We start from the raw sequence: 22966 nt of genomic DNA on the forward strand, positions 1-22966 counted from the left end.
GCGTTTGTGGAGCAATGCGAAACAATGAAAGCCCCCGGGCAGGAACATGCAAGGCCGTTTGGCGGTGCGCTCTGCCCGGGGGCTTTTCTGTTTATGGTTAGGTGGTTTACGCCTTCAGCTGCGGAACCTGATTCTCCGGCAGGAGATTGGTCATGCTCTTGAGGCTGATGCCGATGGTGGACAGGTTGTGCAGCATGGCAGAAGAAGCCGGCTGCAGGATGCCCAGTGCACCCAGCGCGATGAGGGCCGAGTTGAAGGTGAGCACGAAGCGATAGTTGGCGTGCACGCGCTTCTGCAGGGAGTTGGCGATGGCCTTGAGCACCACCAGTTCCTCCAGGCTGTCGGCCTTGATGGTCACATCCGCGATCTCGCGGGCGATGGCGGCACCGGAGTTGATGGCAATGCCGATGTCGGCAGCGGACAGGGCGGGGGAGTCGTTGATGCCGTCGCCGATCATCACGACGGTGTGGCCCTCGGCCTTGGCCTTCTGGACAAAGTTTGCCTTGTCCTCCGGCAGCACCTCGGCAAAGAAGTGGTCCACGCCCACCTGCTTTGCAATGGCGGCGGCGGTGCGCTCGCTGTCGCCGGTCATCATAACGGTGTTCTTGATGCCCAGGGCACGCAGGCCGTTCAGCACGGCAGCGGCTTCCGGGCGCAGCGGGTCGGAGATGCAGATGACGCCGCACAGCTGGCCGCTGGCCGCCATATAAAGGTGCGAATACTCGGGCTTGAGGGCGTCGAACTTTTCCTGCTCGTTTGCGGGCACGATGCACTTTTCATCCTCAAAGACGAAGTGATGGCTGCCGATGACCACGCGCTCGCCGCCCACGCGGCTGGCGATGCCGTGTGCCACGATGTACTCCACCTCGGAGTGCATCTCCTCGTGGGAGATGCCGCGCTCCTTGGCGGCGCGCACCACGGCGTTGGCCATGGAGTGGGGGAAGTGCTCCTCCAGGCAGGCGGCCAGCTGCAGCACTTCGCGCTCGTCACAGCCGGAGAAGGGGATCACATCCACCACCTGCGGGGTGGCGCGGGTGAGGGTGCCGGTTTTATCGAACACGATGGTGTCCGCCTTGGAGAGGGCCTCCAGATACTTGCCGCCCTTCACGGTGATGTGGTTGCTGCTGCACTCGCGCATGGCGGACAGCACCGCCAGCGGCATGGAGAGCTTGAGCGCACAGGAGAAGTCCACCATCAGGCAGGAGATGGCGCGGGTGACGTTGCGGGTGAGCACATAGGTGACCACTGTTGCACCCAGGCACCAGGGCACCAGCTTGTCGGCCAGCACCAGCGCACGGTTCTCGGTGCTGGACTTGAGCTTTTCGGATTCTTCGATCATGGCCACGATCTTGTCGTAGCGGTTGGAACCGCCCTCGGCCTTGGCCACGAAGACGCACTCGCCTTCCTCCACGACGGTGCCGGCGTAGATGGTGGAGCCTTCCACCTTGCGCACGGGCATGCTTTCGCCGGTGAGAGCGGCCTGGTTCACCATGGCTTCGCCTTCCAGCACAGTGCCGTCCAGCGGGATCATGTTGCCGCTGCGCACCACCACCTGATCGCCGGTGCGCACCTTGGTGAGCGGCATGAGCACTTCGGTGCCCTGGCTGCGCACCCAGACCTTATCGACATTCAGGGCCATGCTGCGGGCCAGATCGTCCAGGCTCTTTTTGCGGGTCCATTCTTCCAGCAGGGAGCCCAGGTTCAGCAGGAACATCACCGACCCGGCGGTGGCAAAGTCGCCGCGCAGCATCGACACGCCGATGCTCAGGGCATCCAGCACTTCCACTTCCAGCTTGCGGCGCAGCACGCAGCGCACGCCCTTCCAGATGAAGCCGATGGAGCGGAAGGCGGTGTAGGCGGCGGCGATGGGCGCGGGCAGGAACAGCTTGCGCAGGCAGCGGCCCGCCACCAGATTGAACATTTTATCCTGATACTCGCGGTTCAGCTTGCGGCTGTCGGCCGAGGTGACCAGCGCGTCATACTCGGCCACGTCGAACTTGTAGCCTGCCAGCAGAGCAACGGCGGCAGAGCGCTTGCCGGTATAGGTGATGACCACATCGCCGGTGCGCTCGTAGACGGTGGCGTGGACGATGGCGTCATTGTGGTTCAGATAAGCTTCCAGCACATCGGCGCGGTGCAGGGTCATGCGGACTTTTTCCACATGCACACGCATCCGGCCCTTGCCTTCATGCAGAATGGTACATTTCATAGTCAGAATACCTTCTTACGTTTGTGCGCACAGCGGCAGGCAAAACGTCCCCGCCGCCTGTGCGCAGGCCTCTATCATGAAAAAGAGCCGCCCACAAAGGCGGCTCCCCGATACCCAATGGGATGCTGTGATTACTCGGCAGCCTCAGTGGTCTCCTCAGCAGCGTCCTCGATGACAGCAGCCTCGGCCTCAACAGCGCGGGCCTCGTTGATGGCCTTTGCGTCAGCCAGAATGTCACCGGCCTGCTCCTGCACCTTGCTGACGGTCTCCATGGTGGAGTCCTTCATGCGCAGCACAGCAGCGGTGGTCTGGGTGTAGACCTTCTTGGCATCCTTGCTGGACAGCAGCTTGAAACCGGCAGAGCCGAACAGCGTGCCAGCGGCGAACAGAGCGATCTTCTTGATATCCATAGTAACTTCCCTACCTTTTTTATTTCCTGTCAGAGGCCCTGCATCCGCAGGACCTGTAAGATGAATATACCGGTCCAAAGGCCGAAAAACAGGGGGACATTTCCCTTGTTTTGAGCCTATTGTAGCACAGAATTTTCCATTTTCAAGGCTTTCCTCGAATGTTAATACATGTAAACTTTTTACGATGTGTAGTTAGAAAAAGCTATCCTTAACGCGTTTTTTAAGACAAACTACAGTTTGTAAACGGAAACTAACCGGCAGATGGGACGAGAAAGAATTTCCAGTTTGTAAAAAATCCTGGTTTGGAAATGCAGTTTGCCGCCACGGCCTTTCTCTGTGAAAAAAGCAACCCGGAAAAATCCGCAGATTTTTCCGGGTTGCTAAAATAAAAATCGTTTTCCGCTGAAGATGCCCAGAGCGAAGCGGCGGGCATTTTAAATCGTTTTGCTTTACAGGATGCGCACCCGGATCACGGCGGGAATGGCGGAAAGCTTTTCGCTCAGCTTGGCGTCCACGGCACCGGTGGCGTCCAGCATGGTGTAGGCCATGTTCTTCTTGCTCTTGTTCACCATGTTCTCGATGTTCAGGCCGGCTTCGGTGGTCAGGGCGGTGATCTGGCTGATCATGCCGGGCTCGTTTTTGTGGATGATGCAGATGCGCTTGCCGCCGGCGCGGGGCTGGTTGACCTCCGGCATGTTCACCGAGTGGGTGATGTTGCCGTTCTTCAGGTAGTCGCTCAGCTCTTTGGCGGCCATGACGGCGCAGTTGTCCTCGGCTTCCGGGGTGGAGGCGCCCAGGTGCGGGGTGCACACGATGCCGGGCTTGCCCAGAATGGCTTCGGACGGGAAGTCGGTCATGTAGCCGGACACCTTGCCGGTCTCCATGGCATCCAGCAGGGCTTCGGTGTTCACCAGCTCGCCGCGGGCGTAGTTCAAGATTTTCACGCCGTCCTTGCACAGGGCGAGGGTCTGGGCGTTGATGGTGTCCTTGGTGGTGGGCAGGTAGGGCACATGGATGGTGAGGTAGTCGCACAGCGGCAGCATGTCGTTCAGGTTCACGCAGTGGTGCACCTGACTGCTCAGGTTCCATGCGGCTTCAATGGAGATGTAGGGGTCGTAGCCGTAGACCTCCATGCCCAGCTCGATGGCGCAGTTTGCCACCCGGGAGCCGATGGCACCCAGACCGATGACGCCAAGGGTCTTGCCCTTGATCTCGTTGCCCACGAACTGCTTTTTGCCCTTTTCCACGCTCTTGGACATGGCCGGGTCACCGGCCAGTCCCTGACACCACTGGGCGGCGGCGGCCACGTTGCGGCTGCCCGCGATGAGCATGCCGATAACCAGCTCCGCCACGGCGTTGGCGTTGGCACCCGGGGTGTTGAACACCACGATGCCCTGCTCGCTGCAGCGCTCCAGCGGGATGTTGTTCACACCCGCACCGGCGCGGGCGATGGCAAGCAGATTGTCGTTGAAGGTAGTGTTCAAAAGGTCGGCGCTGCGCACCAGAATGCCGTCCGGGGCATCGGCATCCACCGAGACATCGAACTGGTTCTTGGGCAGCTTTGCCAGCCCTACCGGGCTGATGGCGTTGAGCGTTTTGATGGTGTACATAATAAGAAACCCCTTTGTAATTGCAAACTTGCTCGCCCTCTCAGGCCGCTTCGCGTCCAGCTCTCCCAAAGGGAGAGCCTCTGGCGAAACCAGAAACTTTGTGTGGACTGCCAAAGCCTCTCCCTTTGGGAGAGGTGGCATCACGCAAGTGATGACGGAGAGGGCGAGGATGTTAATCTTTATGCATTCTCTTTGCGGAACTTCTCCATGAAGTCCACCAGCTTGTCCACGCCCTCGGCAGGCATTGCGTTGTAGATGGAAGCGCGCATGCCGCCCACCAGACGATGGCCCTTCAGGTTCACGAAACCGGCGTCCGCTGCTTCGGCGCAGAACTTCTTGTCGAGGTCGGCGTTGGGGCTGGTAAAGGTGACGTTCATCGTGCTGCGGTAGCGGTGCTCGACCGGATTGTTGAAGAAGTCCTGCCCGTCGAGGTAGTCATACAGCACCTTGGCCTTGGCTTCGTTGATCTTCTGCATGTTGGCAAGGCCGCCGATGTCGTTATCCAGATATTTCAGCACCAGGCCGGTCATGTAGATGCACCAGCACGGCGGAGTGTTGTACATGCTGTCCTTGCCCAGCAGGGTGGTGTAGTTCATCATGGTGGGCACATTGTCGGCGGCGTGACCCAGCAGATCGTCGCGGACGATGGCAATGGCCATGCCGGCAGGGGCTACATTCTTCTGCACGCCAAAGTAGATGCAGCCGTACTTGGTCACATCCACGGGCTTGGAGAGGATCATGGAGCTCATGTCCGCCACCAGCGGCACACCCTCCACCTGGGGCACTTCGACGTACTGGGTGCCGAAGATGGTGTTGTTCTGGCAGATGTGGATGTAGCTGGCGTCCTTATCGTAGTTGATGGCGTTCACATCCGGGATGTAGGTAAAGTTCTTGTCCTTGCTGGAAGCAACGATGTTCACCTCGCCGAACTTGGCGGCTTCCTTAGCGGCGAGGTTCGAGAAGTTGCCGGTGACGAGGTAATCGGCCTTGCCGGTGGTCATAAAGTTCAGCGGCACCATGGCGAACTGCTGGGTGGCACCGCCCTGGAAGAAGCCAACCTTGTAGTTGTCGGGGATGTTCATCACCCGGCGCAGGGTGGCCTCGGTGTCCTTGATGATGGCGTCGAACCACTTGCTGCGGTGGCTCATCTCCATCACGCTCTGACCGCTGTCGCCGTACTCGAGCAGCTCTGCCTGTGCCTGCTTGAGCACCTTCTCGGGCAGCATGCTGGGGCCTGCGCTGAAGTTATAAACTCGTGCCATAATGAACTCTCCTTTTCCTGTATCACGATGCACCGTGGCTTTCTGGGGTGCCTTTTGTTTTTGACTGTAGCTGTAGTATACAGAATCACAGAGAATGAAAACAAGAGCATCTTTGCACAAAGATAAGGCCGGAAAAGCTGCCGCGCAGGCACAAAGCACACAAATGTCCACGCCAGAAAAACAAAAATAAAGACAAATGTAAAATAATGCTGAAAATGCCTGATTTCACGGGCGATTCCGGCTCTTGCACTTTGGAGAGAAAACGGGTATAATGGAGAAACAAAGACAAATGTAAAAGTAAAAAAGGCGCCGAAAGGAGGGGGAAAAGCAGGATGTACGGCATCCCGGACAATGTAAAGCCGCTTTCGGCGGCAGAGGAGCAGGTCATGCTGGCGGTGTGGGCCTGCCGTGCGCCCGTCACCCGGCGGGACATCGACGCGCGTCTGCGTGCCAAAGGCTGGGCCCCGGCCACGGTGCTCAACTTCCTTTACCGGCTGGAAGAAAAAGGCTGGGTGAAGCGCGGCAGAGACGGCAACCACAATACCTACACCCCGGCCATCACCCAGCGCGCCTACAGCGTGTGGAGTATGCGCGAGCGGCTGGACGTCCTTTTTGGCGGCGACCTGGCGGCGGCGGTGCACGCGCTGGTGAGTGAGAGCGGCTGCGGCCAGAGCGAGCTGGAACAGGCTATGAAGGTGCTGGAAGAAAAGCACCTGGAAGCGGAAGAATACGATCTGTATGACCCTTACGGGTAAAAGGAGAGAGAAGAACATGGATTGCAAACTGCGTGCCAAGAACTGCGGCGGCTGCCCGATGCTGGGCATGGACTACGCTGCGCAGCTGAAACAGAAAGAAGAAACGGTGAAAAAGCTGCTGGGCAAATTCGGCCCGGTGAACGCCATCCGGGGTGCAGAGGACCCGTACCACTACCGCAATAAGGTGATCTCCACCTTTACCACCGGCTGGGGCGGAAAACTCACCTCCGGCATCTACGCGGCAAACAGCCACAAGGTGCTGCCGGTGGAAAGCTGCCTTTTGCAGGACGAAGTGCTGGACAAGACCATGCTGGCCGTGCGTGCGGCGGCAAACGCCTGCCATTACCAGCCCTATGATGAGGACAAGGGCACCGGCCTGCTGCGCCACTGCCTGCTGCGGCGTGGCGTCGTGACTGGGCAGGTGATGGTGGTGCTGGTAACGGCTCAGCCGGTGCTGCCCGGTGCAAAGAACTTTGTGAAAGCCCTGCTGGCCGAAGCGAAAAAGCAGGATGTGACCATCACCACCGTGGTGCAGAACGTGAACCCCCGCAAAACCAGCGTCGTGCTGGGCGATATGGAAAAGGTGCTGTACGGCAAAGGGTTCATTCTGGATGAACTTTGCGGCAAGACCTACGCCCTGAGCCCGCGCAGCTTTTACCAGATCAACCACGCCCAGACCGAGGTGCTGTATGGTCTGGCCGTGGAGGCCGCACACCTCACCGGCAAAGAGGTGGTGCTGGACGCCTATTGCGGCATCGGTACCATCGGCCTGACCGCCGCCGACCACGCAAAGCAGGTGGTTGGCGTGGAAGTGAACCGTGACGCCGTGCACGATGCCATTGGCAACGCAAAGCACAACGGCGTAAAGAACGCCCGCTTCTTCGCAGCAGACGCCACCAAGTGGATCAGCGAAGCCGCCGCTGCAGGCGAGCGCGCCGACGTGATCTTTATGGACCCGCCGCGCGAAGGCTCCACCCCGCAGTTCATCGACAGCGTGGCCCGCATGGCCCCGAAGCGCGTGGCCTACGTCAGCTGCAATCCGGTCACGCTGGCCCGGGACCTGGAACTGCTGACCCGCAAGGGGTATAAAGTGGAGAGCAGTACACCGGTGGATATGTTCCCCCACAGTGAGCATATTGAGGTCGTGTGCAGTCTGGTGAAAAGCAACAACACAAATAACGCAAAGAAAAGGAGCATCTACCCATGAACGCAAATATCAATTATGATGAGATCCCCGACACCGGTGCCGTGCAGGAGGACCTGCTCACGGCGCTGAGCGGCCAGCATGTGACCGTGCACACCAGCGAGGAGCCGGACTTCGACTATATGGAGAACGAGGACGTGGCCTTTGTGGTCAAGAACCCGCACAACGACGAAGACCTGCTCATTGAGCTGGGCGGCGAGTTCTCGCTGTTCTTCGGCCTGTGGCACGGGCAATACAAGGCGGAGGAACAGGACTACGACCGCATGAAACAGGATATCGCCGCCCTGCTGGCGGGCAATGCCGGTGTGCTGAGCCTGTATGCAGAAGACCACTGGCTGGGCAGCGCCCTCTGCCCGGAAAAGGTCTCCGCCGATGCAGACGTGGAAAAGCTGCTGGAACGCTGCTGGCAGAAACAGGAGCCGAAGGAGAAGCTTCTGGCGCAGGGCGGCCGGGTAGAGCTGCTCTACTGGGACCCGGCGGACAACAAAAGCTTTGCCATCCCGGCGAAGGGGTGACGATTTTGAATGGGCACCGCTTTGCTCTGGCCATCTTTAGCGGAAACTTTATTTTTTAAACCACTTTTTCACGCGAAAGTATTATGAAAAAGCAAAACAGCCAGGCCCGTGGGCCTGGCTGTTTTGCTTTTTGCTATAAGATAAAATATTTAAAAGGTCAGACCTTCTCGATGGTAATGCTCCACTCGCTGGTCATGGCCTCGTCCGGCTCCAGCACTTCGTGCTTGCCTTCCTCGTTGACGCTGTTGGCCCAGCCGTTCCAGGGCTCCATGCAGACGAAGTTCTCGGCATCCTGCTGCCACAGCACGCCGTTGTCAAAGGTCTCGTCGGCATCCACCGTCACCTTGTGGCCGTTGCCCTTATCGGTCAGGGTCATGGGGAACTGCACACCGGTCAGCAGACGGATGGTGTTGTCTGCGCCCTCCTTGCGGGTAAGGGTGATCTTCTCCGGGGCTGCGGGCTGCTCGCCCTTGGCGTTTTCGGAGCAGGTGGCGCACTTGATATCAAACTCCACATTCTCCAGCTTGGAGGCGGTAAAGTAGGGGTGGTAGCCAAAGCTGAAAGGCATATCCGTGTTGCCCTCGTTAATGACGGTCAGGCTGACCAGTGCCTTGTTGCCCTCCAGATTATAGTTGAGCAGCAGGGTGAAATCGAACGGGTAGAGGAACTTGGTCAGCGGGGTGGACTCCAGTGCCAGCGTCACGCCGTCCGGGCCAACGCTTTCCACTTCCCATGCGCACAGGTCGGCCAGACCATGGTTCTCCATGGGGTAAGCCTTGCCGTCAAAGATGTGCACGCCGTTATCCGGGTTGCCGCAGCTGGGGAACAGCACCGGCACGCCAAAGCGGGGGCGGTTGCACTCAGAGAAGTTGGGGCGGCGAGTCCAGATGTACTCGTCGCCGTCGAGGGTAAAGCCGGTGATCATGCCGCCGCGCTCCGGGGTGATGACCAGCTCGGTCTTGGCGGCGGGGTCGGAGATGACATACTGCTCGTAGCAGGCACCGTTTTCGGTGACATAACGGGTGGTGATCTGATTCATAGTTCAGTCCTCCTTATGCTTCTGGTATTCGGCCAGTTTTTCAAAATAATAATCAATGCCATAGCGGATGAGATATTTTATGACCCTTGCAACAACCGCCACGATGGCGGCAAAAATGCCGCCGTAAAGCAGAAATGCATAAATCATCATACGGGTGGTCATAGCCATAAAAACACATCCTTTCTGTGGCTCACAGATGCACAAAAAGGCCGCCGGGCGGCGCGAACCGCTCAGCAGCCTTTGATTTTTACAGAACGACGCCGTCCTTGAAGATGGAGATCTCGCGGAAGCCGTGCTTCTCGGCCTTGGTCTGCTCGCCGCTTGCAACGCGGATGACCAGATCCAGCAGGTCCTTTGCGGCCTCGTCGATGGTCTTTTCACCATCCGCGATGACACCGGTGTTGAAATCGATCCAGCCGGACTTCTTCTGGGCCAGCGGGGTGTTGGTGGAGATCTTCAGGGTGGGAGCCGGGGCAGAGAACGGGGTGCCGCGGCCGGTGGAGAACAGGATCAGGTGTGCGCCTGCTGCGGTCATGGCGGTAGCCGACACCAGATCGTTGCCGGGGCCGTACAGCATGTTCAGGCCCTTGGTCACCACAGGGTCGCCGTAGCCGATGACGTCCATGATGGGGGCAGTGCCGCCCTTCTGCACGCAGCCGCAGCTCTTATCCTCCAGCGTGGTGATGCCGCCCTGCTTGTTGCCCGGAGACGGGTTATCGTAGACGACCTCGTTGTGGCTGATGAAGTATTCCTTGAAGCCGTTGATCATGTGCTCGGCCTTGACGAAGACATCCTTGTTGATGCAGCGGTCCATCAGGAAGCCCTCGGCACCGAACATCTCGGGCACCTCGGTCAGCACGGTGGAACCGCCGCGCTGGCCCATCATGTCGGAGAAGCGGCCGATGGTGGGGTTGGCGGTGATGCCGGACAGGCCGTCGGAACCGCCGCACTTCATGCCGACCACCAGGTCGGACACGGGGATGGGTTCACGGTGGAACTGCCCGGCGTAAGCGGCCAGCTCCTTCAGGATATCGCGGGCGGCGGTGAACTCGTCGTCCACATCCTGGCAGGTCAGGAACTTCACGCGGTCATGATCGTACTCGCCCAGTTCTTCCACGAACTGATCGTGCTGCAGGTTCTCGCAGCCCAGATGCAGCACCAGAACAGCGGCGGCATTGGGGTGGCGCACCAGCGCAGCCAGCAGCTTGCGGGTCTGCGCGTGGTCATGGCCGGTCTGGCTGCAGCCGAAGGGATGGGTGAAGGTGTACAGGCCCTCGATGGAGCCGGTGACCAGATCCTGATTGTCGTTGACGATCTTCTTGGCGATGTCGTTGACGCAGCCCACGGTGGGGATGATCCAGATCTCGTTGCGGATGGCGGCGCGGCCGTCTTTGCGGCGGAAGCCCATGAAGGTCTCGGGCTGCACTTTGGGCAGCGGAGCCAGATCGGGGGACGGATTGTAGCTGTACTCCACCTCACCGGAGAGGTTCGTGTGCACATTGTGGGTGTGCATCCAGGTGCCGGGCTCGGCGTCGGCGGTGGCGTGGCCGATGGGGAAGCCATACTTGATGACATTCTCGCCGTTCTTGATGGGCTTGACGGCCATCTTGTGGCCCTGAGGGATATCCTCCAGAGCAGTCACGGCAAGGCCGTCCACTTCCACCAGCGTGCCCTTGGCAATGGGATGCAGAGCAACGACCACGTTGTCGATGGGGCTGATATGAATTGCCTGCGGCATAGTTGTTCTCCTTATTGACAGTTCAAAGCACAAAAGGGCTGCTGCCCGAAGCAGCAGCCCTTTGTTGTGCGGGTAATATTACAAGCTTACAGGCAGCTCTTGTAGGCAGCCTCGGCACCCTCGGTGCGGATCTTCTCCAGGTCAGCCAGAACTGCAGCCTCAAGGCCCTCGATCTTGGTCAGATCCTGATCCCACATCTGGGTGTTGGTCAGAACGGCGTGCACCAGCTGTGCAGCGGTGTCGTCCTTGTGTGCGTAGTAGAAGTCCAGAGCCCATGCGTCATCCTGGATCTTGTAGGTGTTGCCGGCGGGGCGCTTGCAGATCAGGCCGTCGGCGGTGCGCTCCTGAATGTCGTTGGAGTAGAATGCGATATAAGCAGCCAGAGACATGGTCAGGCACTTGGGCAGCTGCTTCTGCTCCTCGATGTAAGCCAGGAAGGAGGGCATATTGCGTGCCTTCCACTTGGAGGTGGAGTTCAGGGAGATGCTCATCAGCTCGTGGTTGACGAAGGGGTTGTTGAAGCGGTCTTCCACAGCGGAAGCGAAGTCTTCCAGATCCTTCTTGTCCAGCGGCAGGGTGGGGATGATCTCCTCGTGCAGCATCTTGTTCATGAAGCCACGGATGGTATCGTTGTGCATGCAGTCACGCACGATGTCGAAACCGGCCAGGTATGCGCCCAGAACGAAACCGGTGTGGGCACCGTTCAGGATGCGGACCTTGCGCTTCTTATAAGGAGTGACATCGGGCACGACCATGACGTTGACGCCGGCCTTCTTGAACGGCAGTTTGTCCTCCAGACCAGCAGGGCCCTCGATGACCCAGACGCCGAAGACTTCGCCGACATCCAGAACGGTGTCGTGGTAGCCGTTGGCTTCTTCCAGAGCAGCCAGTTCCTGAGGATCGCGGATGCGGCCCGGAACGATGCGGTCCACCAGAGTGGAGCAGAAGGTGTTGGCGTTGTTCATCCAGTCGATGAAGGCGGGCTCCAGGTTCCAGTCCTTGGCGTAGTTGTTGCAGCACTTCTTCAGCTCTTTGCCGTTGTTGTCGATCAGCTCGCAGGACAGGATGACCAGACCCTTGTCAGCAGCGCCGTTGAATGCCTTGTAGCGCTCGAACAGCACGCGGGTCAGCTTTGCGGGGAAGCTGTTGGGAGGAACCTGATCGAACTGGCTGTCACCCTGCGTGTAGGCGATGCCGGCCTCGGTGGTGTTGGAGACGATGGTCTCCAGATCGGCAGAACGTGCCAGCTCCAGCACTTCGTCCCACTTGTTGTCAACGTAGGGGCACACGCAGTCGGACACGCAGGAGATCACGCGCTTTGCATCGACCTTCTGGCCCTTCTCGCTGCCGCGCAGGTACAGGGTGTACAGGCCCTCCTGCTCGTTGATCCAGTCAGCCATCTGGGGGAAGTTGCCGATGGGCTGCACCAGCTTGACTTTGCCGTTGTAGCCGGCCTTCTCGTTGGCGACATCGTAGAAGTAGTCCACGAAGGCGCGCAGGAAGTTGCCCTCACCGAACTGCATGACCTTGACGGGAGCATCCTTCAGGATGTAGCCGTTGTAGCCGGTGTTCTCCAGAACCTTGTAGTTCAAAGTTTCCATCTCATTGATCTCCTTTATAAACTTGCTTTGCTCACCAGAAGGCCGCTTTGCCTGCCCTCTGTTCCTTATCCCTATTTTATGCTGTTGTATACAAATAAGTCAAGAGCTTTGTGCAATATTTTTAGCCCTAAGGTGACGATTTGGGGCATTTCCAGCGAAAAGCACAATTGTGTGCTAGAAAATTTGTCACTTTTTCAGTTGTATACATGCGCGTTTTCCGCTATACTAAAGGTAAGACAAACCTGCCCGTGCAGGCGGGTGTCCCGTTGTACACAAGGTTTGACGGATTTTTAACAAAAACCATCAGAGAAAAGGAGTTATCGACCCATGAAAGCATTTATGGATAAGGACTTCATGCTCCAGTCTCCCACTGCGCAGCATCTGTACCACGACTACGCTGCGGATATGCCTATCTGCGACTATCACTGCCACATTCCTCCCCGTGAGATCTACGAGAACCGCCGCTTTGAGAACATCGCTCAGGTGTGGCTGGGCGGCCGCAACCCGGACGGCAGCTACTTTGGCGACCACTACAAGTGGCGCGTGATGCGTTCCAACGGTGTGCCCGAGGAGTACATCACCGGTGATAAGCCCGACCGCGAGCGCTTCCAGAAGTTTGCAGAGGCTCTGCCCATGGCCATCGGCAACCCGATGTACCACTGGACCAACCTTGAGCTGCACGTTTTCTTCGGCTACGACGGCGTGCTGAACGGCGACACCGCTGAGGAAGTGTGGAACCTGTGCAACGACAAGCTGCAGCACGATCCCAAGCTGACCGTCCGCGGCCTGATCGAGCAGAGCAACGTGGCCTTCATCGGCACCACCGATGACCCCATCGATGACCTGTACTGGCACAAGAAGATCAAGGAGGATCCCACCATCAAGTTCACCGTGGCTCCCTCCTTCCGCCCGGATAAGGCCCTCAACATCAGCAAGCCCGGCTTTGCTGAGTACATGGCTAAGCTGGCTGCCGTTGTGGGCAAGGAAAAGCTGGCCTGCATCGACTGCGTGACCGATGCCCTGACCAAGCGCATCGAGTTCTTTGCCGAGATGGGCTGCCGCGCTTCTGACCACGGCCTGGATTACATCCCCTACCGCGAGGCTTCCAAGGACGAGGTCAACGCCATCTACCAGAAGGTCATGGCCGGTGAGACCTGCACCACCGAGGAAGCAGAGAAGTACCAGACCTACATCCTGATCCATCTGGGTAAGCAGTATCATCGTCTGAACATTGCCATGCAGATCCACTACAACTGCCTGCGCAATGTCAACCGCCGCCAGTATGCAAAGTTCGGCCCCGATACCGGCTTTGATATGATCAATACTGCATCCTGCGGCGGCGAGATCGCTGCTCTGCTGAGCGCTCTGGATGAGACCAACGAGTGCCCCAAGACCATCATCTACAGCCTGAACCCTGCTGACAACGAGCAGATCGGCACCATTCTGGGCTGCTTCCAGAGCACCGAGGTGCCGGGCAAGATCCAGCATGGTTCCGCATGGTGGTTCAACGACCAGAAGATCGGCATGGAGAACCAGATGAAGAGCTTGGCAAACCTGGGCCTGCTGGGCAACTTTGTTGGCATGCTGACCGACAGCCGCAGCTTCCTGAGCTACACCCGTCACGATTACTTCCGCCGCATCCTGTGCAACCTGATCGGCCAGTGGGTCGAGGACGGCGAGTATCCCGATGACGAGAAGGCACTGGAGAAGATCGTCAAGGGCATCTGCTTCGACAATGCAAAGCGTTACTTCGCCCTGTAAGTCTTCCCCGTCTCTTTTATAAGACATGAAAACGCCCCCGGAACGGTTTCTGTTCCGGGGGCGTTTTGCGGTATCGGGGATTGGATCCAGGTTTTACAGGGCAGCCAGCGTCTTTGCGACGTTGTAGCCGAAGGTGACGCAGCGGCTGTGGCTCAGGCAGTTCTCGTTGTGGGGATAGGTGCCGGAGAACATGCTGCCGGACACATTGCCGATGGCGTACAGGCCCTCAATGGGCTGGGCCTCGGTGTTCAGCACTTCGCTCTTATCGGTGATCTGCAGGCCGCCGGCGGTGCACAGAGCGGAAGCCATCTCCTTGGTGGCATAGAACGGAGCGGTGTCGATCTTGTGCATCATCTTGCCGGGGAAGTGGAAGTCGGTGTCCTCACCGGCGTCGCACATCTCGTTCCAGTGGTTGATGGTCTCGACGAAAGCGTCAGCGGGCACGCCCATCTTCTCGGCCAGTTCTTCCAGCGTGTCAGCCTTCAGGGCGTTATCGCTGGTGGCGGCACCGGCCCAGACTTCCTTGGGGCCGTAGCAGCTGGAGGACGGGGTCCAGATGCTTTCCAGAATGTCCATCACGTTGGCGTCCACGATGTAGTAATCGTAGGCACCCGGCTGCGCCTGAATGGCGTTTGCCAGATGGTTGTAAGCCTCATACTCGGCGGTGAAGCGCACGCCGCGCTTGTTCACGCGCAGGTAGGGCATCAGCTGCTCGGGGTCCAGCATCAGCGGGTGGGGGTACTCGTCCTCCAGTGCGCCGATGGCCTTGGCCATCTCGTGGCCGTCGCCGGTGTTGGTCTTGGTGCCGTTCATCCAGTGGCCCAGAGCCAGGTCGCGGGGGCGGCAGCAGGCGGCCAGCTTTTCGGGGTTGAACTCGTAGCCGCCGGTGGCCAGCACGACGCCCTTGGCGGTCAGGTACTTCACATAGCCGTTCTCACCCTTGACGATGGCACCCACGACCTTCTCACCCTCGGTGATCAGCTGCACAACAGGGGTGTTGAACAGCACTTCGGCACCGGCTGCGGTGATCTTCTCCTGCAGCTTTGCGCTGATCTCGTCGGTGGAGAGCGGGATGTTCATGGAGGTGTTCCAGCTGCGGGAGAGGCTCAGCTCATCGTAAGCAGCGGTGAACTCCGGGAAATCGCCGGCATTGAAGGTGAGGAAGTAGTTCTCCACGGGCACTTCCAGTTCGTCCAGGAACCAGTCCACCGCTTCGTCGCAGGTGTTGATCCACTTCTGGTAGATGGTCTGCTCGCCGCGGTAGGAGCAGTTGACCATGGCATCGTCCAGCCACTGCTTGGTGTCGAACTCCACGCCGAACTTCTTGTGCACGCGGTCGTGGAAGGCACCCATGGTGGCACTGCGCCAGGTGGGAGAAGCGCCCTTCTCCACGGCGACGGTCTTCAGGCCCTGCTCTGCGCAGGCCAGAGCAGCAGCCATACCGGCAGGGCCCTGGCCGCAGACCAGAACGTCCACGTTGACGGTGTCGGTGATCTCACTGTCGGCGATGGGGTCTGCCACGAAGGCAACTTCGCCCTGACCGGCAGCGGCAGCACCGCCCAGGTTCTCCTCGCAGGCGGGGAAGCCGCTCTGCACCTCGGCAGCAGGAGCCTCAGCAGGGGCCTCGGCAGCCACGCCCATGGCCTGCTGGATGCAGTTGGCGGCGGCTTCCTTCACGGCGGTGGAGGTGTAGGTGGCACCGGAAACGCCGTCGATCTCGGCGCTCTGGGCGTCCAGCAGCGCCTTCTGGAAGTCCTCGGCAGAGTTGCGGGCCAGGTCGATGGTCTCATTGGCGGTGTCCACGGTCACATCGGTGATGGCGTTTTCGGTGAAGGTCATGCTGACGGTCACTTCGCCCATACCGGTGGCCTTGGCGGTGTAGGTGCCGGGGGTGTAGACGGCGGCACCGGAAGCGGCGGCGGTGGAGGAGCTTGCGGAGTTATTGCAGGCGGTCAGGGCACCTGCGGTCACGCCGCTCATGGCAGCGGCGGCAGCCAGCTTCAGAAAGCCGGAGCGGGAGATCTTTTCCATGGTGTGGTACTTCCTTTCTTCTTTTCCTGTGTGTGTGTCCTGCTCTTGCATCGTGTGGGCAAAAGCATTATACTATGTACAGTTTAGCTTTTTGTTAAGATTTTGGCAATCAAATAAAAGTTAGCTTGGTACAAATTTCAGTTGTAGGAGGGGCGCAGCCCATGGAGTATAAGCAGCTTGAGTTCTTTCTGGCTGTCTGCGAGCAGAAAAGCTTCAGCCGTGCAGCCGAGGTGTGCTATGTCAGCCAGCAGGCCATCAGCAAATCGCTGGCCAATCTGGAGCAGGAGCTGGGCGTACAGCTGTTCGTGCGCAATTCCGGCGGCGTGGCCCTTACCGAGGCCGGGCGGCTGTTCGAGCAGCAGGTGCGGCCGCACCTGAACGAGCGGGATGAGATCTTATTACAACTCCACCGCTTCCACGCCCAGCCCCAGCTGCGCATCGGGTATTTCATGGGCCTTCTGCAGGAGCTGCCGCCGCACTTTTTCCCGCAGTTCCAGCGCCTGCACCCGGAACTGAAGCTGCACTACCACAGCTACACGGACAACGAGCGCAGCCGCAGCTACCGCAACTATGACTGCGATCTGGTCATTACGACCTCGCCGCTGACCAGCAGCGATTTTGTCCGGCTGGCCCGGTCGGAAAGCGCCATCGGGGTGATCCTGTCGCGGGAGGATCCGCTGGCGCAGCGGGATGCACTGGCCCTTGCCGACCTGAAAAACATTCCACTCATCACCCTGAACACCGAGAACCAGTCCCAGGCGCGGCTGCTGGAATGCCTGCAGAAATACGGCCTGACCGTGGACAGTGTGCTGGGCGATGCGGACTGGGAGCTGACCGTCGATCTTCTGCGGCAGGGATTCGTCTCTTTCTATGCGGGCAAGGAGAGCGCCCTGCCCGAAGATATTCTGAAGCGGAAGGTGAAGGACCTGCAGCTCAAATGGGAGTTCTACATCTACGGCAAGCGCGGACGCCGCGTGACCGCCGTGCAGCGGGAGCTCATCAAGGCCATTATGGCGGCGGTTGCCACGGAATAAACGCAAAAAAGCGGCCCCGGCTCAAACGCCGGGGCCGCTTTGCGGCAGCGGGAAAAATTACTTTGCCAGGCTGCTCAGCACGCTCTGGGCAGTGGAGGCGTCGGAATCCAGCAGGGTGGTATAGGCGGCCATGATGTCGCGGATGGCCTGCAGGTTATCCTTGGTCAGGGTGTAGGCCTTGGTGGAGCCGTCCTTGCCGGTGAAGGTGGCGGTGACGCTCTTGGCGGCGGCCCACTCGGTCAGATATTCGGCGTGGTCGTCCATGGCGAAGAATTCAAAATCGAACCAGGATTTGAGGTCGGCGTCATAGCCGCCGTCGTACTGGTCGTCGCAGGTGAAATTGTAGGTGCTGTCCTTGGTCTCCACGCGGATGGACTGCAGCTCCATCTTCTGGGCGGCAAAGCAGCTCATGCCCAGCGTGAGGGAGACGGTGGCGTCGTCCTGCGAAAGGAACAGATAGGGGTACAGCCCGCAGGAAGCGCTGCTCAGGCTTGCGTCCTCGTAGGGGCTGGAAACCTGCCAGCCATGGGTGTCGCTGCTGTAGACGACGGCCAGCTTGGACAGGGCGGCGCGCAGCTGTGCGTCGGAGACGTTTGTGACCGAGAGCGCTTCCGGCGTGGGCAGTGCGGCGGGGCTGAGGGCCAGCGCAGAGGCACCGCCCGCCAGCAGGGCGGCCGTGCACACACCGGCGAGAAGGCGCTTGGACCATGCAGACAGTTTCATAAAAACAGGGCTCCTTTCCAGTTCCATTGCCATGCGGCAGCGGGGTTCTTTGCCCTGAGTATAGCAGGCGGACGCCCACTGCGGCCGGGAACTGCACGAAAGGCCCGCAGAACGACACGAAACGACTTTTTTACACCTGATGGGCTTCCAGCCAGTCGGTCATCTGCTGGGCAATGCCCTTGATGCTGCCGTCCTCGAAGGGCACCTTCAGCCCGGCAGTCTGGAGCAGCTCGGTGTAGCTGGCAAGACCGGCGCGGCGCACCAGACGCAGATAGCGCTGCCATGCGTCCTTGTGGTCGGTAAGGCTCAGCAGGAAGAACTGCAGGGCCGCCATGGTGGACAGGCAGTAGTCGATATAGTAGAAGGGGCACTCGTAGATGTGCAGCTGACGCTGCCAGCCTGCACCGCGGCCATAGAAGGGCAGATCGGCAAAGTCGATCCACGGGCGGTACTTCTTTTCCAGCTTGAGCCACTCGGCGTTGCGCTGGTCGGGGGTCAGGTCCGGGTTCTGGTACATGATGTGCTGGAACTCGTCCACCTCGCATCCGTAGGCCAGGAACACAAAGCTGTCCTCAGCGTGGAGCAGGGCATATTTATCGGTGTCCTTGCCGAACAGCAGGTGGTGCCAGGGTGCGGTGAGGAATTCCATGGCCATGGAATGGATCTCAGCACTCTCCATGCCGGGGCACTCGAGGTCGGCGGGGACCTCCGGGTTGCGCTCGGCCACATAGCCTTCAAAAGCGTGGCCGCACTCGTGGGTCAGCACATCCACATCGCCGGAGGTGTTGTTCCAGTTGGCGAAGATAAAGGGGGCCTTGTAGCTGGGCAGGCTGGTCATATAGCCGCCGGACATCTTGCCGGGGCGGCTCTCCACATCGAACAGCTCGTTGTCCTGCATAAAGTCGATGAACTCGGCCGTTTCCGGGCTCAGCTCGTGGTACATGGTGCGGGCGGCGCTCATGCGGGCTTCGTAGCCGGGGATGGGCTTGGGGTTGCCGTCCTTGAACATGATGGGCAGGTCGGTGAAGGTGGGGTGGGCGATGCCGGTGCGCTTGGCACGCATGGCCATGACCTTCTGCAGCTGGGGCACCACATCGTTTGCCACCTGGTCGCGGAACTTCTTGATCTCCTCGGGACCATAGCCGATGCGGTTCATACGCACGTAGGACAGTTCGCTGTAGTCCTTATAGCCCAGAACCTTGGCCTGTGTGTTCAGATTTTTGACGATCTCACCGTACAGCGCATCCAGTTCATCGCGATGCGCGTCGAAATAACCGGCTTCGGCCTCGTAGGCGGCGCGGCGCACGGCGGGGTCGAGGTCCTCTTTGTAGGGGCCCAGCTGCGGGATGGTGAGCTGCTTGCCGTCCAGTTCCACCAGTGCGCCGCCGTAGATCTGCTGGTATTTGCTCACCAGTGCATTGAACTGCTGCTGCAGTTCGACGGTGCGGTCGTCCATGCTGAGCACGGCGTTCTTCATGCCGGCCACACAGGTAGTGCCGAATTTTGCCGTCAGGGCGTCCACATGCGGGTTTGCGAGGAAGGCGCGGCTGATCTCCACGCTGGCGTTGGTCACGGCGGGGCCGTTGGCGTCAAAGAAGTCCTGCTCGGCCTTCCAGTATGCGTCGCGGGTGTCGCAGGTGTAGTGGATGTTAGCCAGCTGAGAAGCCGTGTTGTACTCGGCAAAAGCTTCGCTCTGCTCATAGTAAAGCGCTACAAGGGCGTCGCCGTCCGGTGCGGCAGCAGCCCTGGCGGCCAGCTCTTTGCAGCGGGCCAGCAGGGCGTCGATGTCCGGGCGGGTATAGGGCATTTCATTGAATTTCATGGGGGAACATTCCTTTCCGGGAGAAAACTCCACATTATAAATGTCAGGTTCATCTTACCACGTTCTGCGGCAAATGAAAAGGGGACGCAGGGCAAAACCCGGCAGATGCTATGCACATGCACCAAAATTTGACGATGCATTTTGGCAAAGTTGTCCACGCGAGTGATTGCAAGACTGCCGCAAAAGGACTATAATAAAAGTATCAACAGAGTAAGACCATGTGCGTTAAGTGCCGCATCAACGGGGAGTTGTGCTGTGGACGAAGGTGTACCCGCGGTGCATGGTCTGCATCCCGCTGCTGCATGGACTTGGGTGCAGGCGAGACGGTCTGCCGCCTTGCCCGGAAGTGAAAGTTGTTGGATTCACGCCCTCCTTTGTGCGGTTTGTCACAGGGAGGGCGTTTCTATTTGGTTAGACTGCCCGCCCGGTATTCCTTTTATAAGGAGGACAGTTGATATGAACGACTCGAAAACTTCCGTCCGTACCCTCACCATGATGGCCCTGCTGGTGGCCATGAGCATCGTGTTCAGCCGGGTGCTGAGCATCTCCACCGGCTTTGTGCGGTTCAATCTGGGCAGCCTGCCGGTGCTGCTGGCGGCCCTGCTGTTCGGCCCGTGGGCAGGCTTTGCCGTGGGGGTGGTGGCCGACATGATCGGCAGCGTGCTGGCCGGTTACGCCATCAACCCGCTCATCACGCTGGGCGCAGGTGCCATCGGCCTTGTGGCGGGGTATGCATGGCAGAAGCTGCCTAACCTGCGCACCGGTCTGCGGCTGCAGATCAGTGTGCTGCTGGGTCATTTTGTGGGCTCCATGGTCATCAACTCGCTGGCCCTGCGCATCTTCTACGGTTACGCATGGAGCGTGCTGCTGACCCGCATCCCGAACGCGATCGTGCTGGCGGCGGTGAACACCGTGCTGCTGCGCATTTTGCTGGAAAATCGCAGCCTGATGAAGCTGGCGAAGAAGTAACGATTCGCTGGGCCGGGTTTCCCGTGCAGAGCGATTCCGCGTAGGGCAGATTTAATGGCTTTTATAAAAAACATTGCCGCCGGATATGTTCTCTTTTGATGGCAAAAGAGAACCAGAAAACCACCAGCGATTTCGACGCGCTGGACCCACGAATCACGGGCTGCTCGCCCTTGATAATCCCAAAGAAGAAAGGCTCCATACAAAAAATCCAAATCGCTTCGCTAGAGGATTTTTTGTGTTCCGCCGATTTAGAGTCGCTACGCGACGAGCCGTGAGGATAAGCTTGAGCTCTATCTGCTGCGCGACAGCCGCAGGCTGACAGCAGCATATGCAGTTGACCGTTATAACCCCTACCCGTGAAAAAAGTAAATCCGAAACGACCGCAGTCGTTTCGGATTTACAAATTATAAAAATATTATTTCCGCTGAATATGCCCAGAGTGAAACGGAGGGCATTCTAAATCGTGACCTTAAAAAGAGGCAGTACCTATGAACTACGAACAAGCCCTGCAATACATCCATGCCGTTCAATGGGCCGGCCATAAGCCCGGTCTGACCCGCACCCGCACCCTGCTGGCCGCCCTGGGCGACCCGCACAAGCAGCTGAAATTCGTGCACATCGCGGGCACCAACGGCAAGGGCAGCACCGCCGCCATGGTGGCGTCCTGCCTGCAGGCAGCGGGCTATCGGGTGGGCCTGTACACCTCGCCCTTCATCAACCGCTTCAACGAGCGCATTCAGGTGAACGGAGAGCAAATTTCGGATGACGCGCTGGTGCGGCTGGTGGAGCAGGTGCAGCCTGCCGCCGACGCCATGCAGGATGTGCCCACCGAGTTCGAGATCATCACGGCGCTGGGCATGCTCTATTTTGCCCAGCAGAAGTGCGATATCGTGGTGCTGGAAGTGGGCCTCGGCGGCACGCTGGACTCCACCAATGTCATTGACCCGCCGGCGTGCGCGGTCATCACGGCGCTGGGCATGGACCATGTGAAGGAGCTGGGCCCCACCATCGCGGACATTGCCGCCGCGAAGGCGGGCATCATCAAAGAGGGCTGCCCGGTGGTGAGCTACGGCGGCGTGCCGGAAGCGGACGCCGTGATCCGCCGCGTCTGTGCTGAGAAGCATGCCGCCCTGACGGAGGTGGATTTCAACAAACTGCAGTACGATGGTGGAAACCTCGATGCGGTGGAGTTCGACTTCGACGGGCTGAACGGTGTGCGCCTGCCGCTCATCGGCAGCTATCAGCCGCGCAACGCCGCGCTGGCCATCACGGCGCTGCGGGTGATGCGTGCCCATGGCTGGAACATCCCGGAGAGCGCCATCCGCACCGGCCTTGAGACCGTAAGCTGGCCGGGCCGCTTCGAGCTGCTGCGGCACCAGCCCGCCTTTTTGCTGGACGGCAGTCACAACGCCCACGGGATGCGCGCCACCGTGCAGAGCCTGAAAGACCGCTTCCCCGGGCAGAAGTTCGTCTTTTTGATAAGCATCATGGCGGACAAGGATGTGGACGAGATGCTCAGCCTGCTGGCCCCGCTGGCGGTGCGGTTCGTGACGGTGGCGGCGCACACGCCCCGCGCCATGCCTGCCGAAACGCTGGCACAGCATATCCGCCATTACGGCTGCACGGCAGAAGCCGCGGCGTCCATCGAAGCGGGTGTGGCCCGTGCGGTGGAACTGGGCGGCAAAGGCCCGGTGTGCGCGCTGGGGACGCTGTATTTTTCCGGCGATGTACGGGAAGCGTTTGCAAAGCTTGCAAAAGGCTGAAGATTTGGAATTGCCGCCGCGTTCGCTTTGGCAATATTAGCGGAAAAATTATTTTTAATATTACAAATCAGGAATGACTGCGGTCATTCCTGATTTGCTTTTTCACGGGAAAGGTCGTAACGGCAAACGGTATTTGCTGACGCTGGCTCCCTGCGGGAGCATTCGCGTCAGCATGAAAATATGCTGTTGCCCTTGCGTTTCGTCGCGTAAGCGACTTGAAATCGGCGCAACACAAAAAATCCTTTAGCGAAGCGACTTGGATTTTTTGTATGGAGCCCAACAGCATTGGGGTTACTAGGGGCGAGTAGCCCCTAGTTCGTGCCTCCCGCGCCTCGAAAGTAGCGGAGACCTTGCCGCGCTGAACGCGCGGTATTTGCTACGCAAACCGGTCTGCGGCTTAAAAGCCCCACTGGGGCTTTCATGCCCTGCGGGCACCGCCGTCCTTTCTGGTTCTCTTTTGGCACGCAAAAGAGAACATATCCGGCGGCAATGCCTTTTGCAAAAGGCGCAAAATTTCAGA

18 protein-coding genes and 1 riboswitch are annotated in these 22966 nt (G+C 59.3%); of the genes, 7 read left to right on the forward strand and 11 right to left on the reverse strand.

Annotation, left to right across the window (positions count from 1 at the left end; translation table 11 throughout):
• Positions 1-106 precede the first annotated feature (106 nt).
• The 4 genes from CGS49_RS06815 to serC form a co-directional block, all read right to left on the reverse strand.
• The gene (locus tag CGS49_RS06815) at positions 107-2209 is read right to left on the reverse strand and encodes a heavy metal translocating P-type ATPase (protein WP_179859044.1); all 2103 of its coding nucleotides are present in this window, start codon (positions 2207-2209) and stop codon (positions 107-109) included.
• A 131-nt stretch (positions 2210-2340) separates the two neighbouring features.
• Positions 2341-2619: a DUF6110 family protein gene (locus CGS49_RS06820; protein ID WP_097801126.1), complete on the reverse strand. Its 279-nt coding sequence runs from the start codon at positions 2617-2619 to the stop codon at positions 2341-2343.
• 449 nt (positions 2620-3068) lie between these two features.
• Positions 3069-4229, reverse strand: coding sequence for a phosphoglycerate dehydrogenase (locus CGS49_RS06825; RefSeq protein WP_097801127.1), 1161 nt, complete (start codon positions 4227-4229; stop codon positions 3069-3071).
• A 179-nt stretch (positions 4230-4408) separates the two neighbouring features.
• A complete protein-coding gene (gene serC / locus CGS49_RS06830) occupies positions 4409-5491 on the reverse strand; it encodes a 3-phosphoserine/phosphohydroxythreonine transaminase (protein ID WP_097801128.1) in 1083 nt (360 codons plus the stop codon).
• Positions 5492-5823: 332 nt separating this feature from the next.
• Here serC and CGS49_RS06835 point away from each other — a divergent pair, with 332 nt between their 5' ends.
• Genes CGS49_RS06835 through CGS49_RS06845 form a run of 3 tightly spaced genes read left to right on the forward strand, consistent with a single transcriptional unit; the run spans position 5824 to position 7965 of the window.
• Positions 5824-6246 (forward strand): BlaI/MecI/CopY family transcriptional regulator, encoded by a 423-nt coding sequence (locus tag CGS49_RS06835; protein ID WP_097801129.1) that lies wholly within the window; start codon positions 5824-5826, stop codon positions 6244-6246.
• A gap of 16 nt (positions 6247-6262) precedes the next feature.
• On the forward strand, positions 6263-7453 hold the full coding sequence (gene rlmD / locus CGS49_RS06840) for a 23S rRNA (uracil(1939)-C(5))-methyltransferase RlmD (protein WP_097801130.1): 1191 nt from the start codon (positions 6263-6265) through the stop codon (positions 7451-7453).
• On the forward strand, positions 7450-7965 hold the full coding sequence (locus CGS49_RS06845) for a hypothetical protein (RefSeq protein ID WP_097801131.1): 516 nt from the start codon (positions 7450-7452) through the stop codon (positions 7963-7965). Before rlmD ends, CGS49_RS06845 begins: the two co-directional genes overlap by 4 nt.
• A 157-nt stretch (positions 7966-8122) precedes the next feature.
• Here CGS49_RS06845 and CGS49_RS06850 read toward each other — a convergent pair whose 3' ends face one another.
• The 4 genes from CGS49_RS06850 to CGS49_RS06860 form a co-directional block, all read right to left on the reverse strand.
• Positions 8123-9004: an aldose epimerase family protein gene (locus CGS49_RS06850; protein ID WP_097801132.1), complete on the reverse strand. Its 882-nt coding sequence runs from the start codon at positions 9002-9004 to the stop codon at positions 8123-8125.
• Positions 9005-9007: 3 nt separating this feature from the next.
• The gene (locus CGS49_RS14205) at positions 9008-9172 is read right to left on the reverse strand and encodes a hypothetical protein (protein WP_179859045.1); all 165 of its coding nucleotides are present in this window, start codon (positions 9170-9172) and stop codon (positions 9008-9010) included.
• Between the two features lie 79 nt (positions 9173-9251).
• Complete coding sequence (locus CGS49_RS06855) at positions 9252-10742, reverse strand: UxaA family hydrolase (RefSeq protein ID WP_097801133.1); 1491 nt, start codon at positions 10740-10742, stop codon at positions 9252-9254.
• Positions 10743-10828: 86 nt separating this feature from the next.
• Positions 10829-12343: a tagaturonate reductase gene (locus CGS49_RS06860; RefSeq protein ID WP_097801134.1), complete on the reverse strand. Its 1515-nt coding sequence runs from the start codon at positions 12341-12343 to the stop codon at positions 10829-10831.
• A 327-nt stretch (positions 12344-12670) separates the two neighbouring features.
• Here CGS49_RS06860 and uxaC point away from each other — a divergent pair, with 327 nt between their 5' ends.
• Positions 12671-14104 (forward strand): glucuronate isomerase, encoded by a 1434-nt coding sequence (gene uxaC / locus CGS49_RS06865; RefSeq protein WP_097801135.1) that lies wholly within the window; start codon positions 12671-12673, stop codon positions 14102-14104.
• 93 nt (positions 14105-14197) lie between these two features.
• Here the strand turns inward: uxaC and CGS49_RS06870 are convergent, their stop codons facing one another.
• The gene (locus tag CGS49_RS06870; protein ID WP_097801136.1) at positions 14198-16135 is read right to left on the reverse strand and encodes an FAD-binding protein; all 1938 of its coding nucleotides are present in this window, start codon (positions 16133-16135) and stop codon (positions 14198-14200) included.
• A gap of 161 nt (positions 16136-16296) precedes the next feature.
• On the opposite strand from CGS49_RS06870, the gene CGS49_RS06875 reads away from it, so the two are divergent.
• The gene (locus CGS49_RS06875; RefSeq protein ID WP_097801137.1) at positions 16297-17169 is read left to right on the forward strand and encodes a LysR family transcriptional regulator; all 873 of its coding nucleotides are present in this window, start codon (positions 16297-16299) and stop codon (positions 17167-17169) included.
• 57 nt (positions 17170-17226) lie between these two features.
• On the opposite strand, the gene CGS49_RS06880 is transcribed toward CGS49_RS06875, so the two are convergent.
• Together CGS49_RS06880 and CGS49_RS06885 are read right to left on the reverse strand one after the other, a co-directional pair.
• Positions 17227-17892 carry a hypothetical protein gene (locus tag CGS49_RS06880; RefSeq protein WP_242975403.1) on the reverse strand — a complete coding sequence of 222 codons (666 nt, stop codon included), beginning with the start codon at positions 17890-17892 and terminating at the stop codon, positions 17227-17229.
• A gap of 130 nt (positions 17893-18022) precedes the next feature.
• A complete protein-coding gene (locus CGS49_RS06885; protein WP_097801138.1) occupies positions 18023-19714 on the reverse strand; it encodes a M3 family oligoendopeptidase in 1692 nt (563 codons plus the stop codon).
• A 204-nt stretch (positions 19715-19918) separates the two neighbouring features.
• Positions 19919-20014: riboswitch (THF riboswitch) on the forward strand.
• 12 nt (positions 20015-20026) lie between these two features.
• On the opposite strand from CGS49_RS06885, the gene CGS49_RS06890 reads away from it, so the two are divergent.
• Entirely contained in the window at positions 20027-20683 is a 657-nt protein-coding gene (locus tag CGS49_RS06890) for a folate family ECF transporter S component (protein WP_275542718.1), read from the forward strand.
• 488 nt (positions 20684-21171) lie between these two features.
• Positions 21172-22446: a bifunctional folylpolyglutamate synthase/dihydrofolate synthase gene (locus CGS49_RS06895; protein WP_097801140.1), complete on the forward strand. Its 1275-nt coding sequence runs from the start codon at positions 21172-21174 to the stop codon at positions 22444-22446.
• Positions 22447-22966 lie beyond the last annotated feature (520 nt).

The sequence above is a fragment of the Faecalibacterium langellae genome (assembly GCF_002549775.1).
In the GTDB taxonomy this organism is placed as follows: domain Bacteria; phylum Bacillota; class Clostridia; order Oscillospirales; family Ruminococcaceae; genus Faecalibacterium; species Faecalibacterium langellae.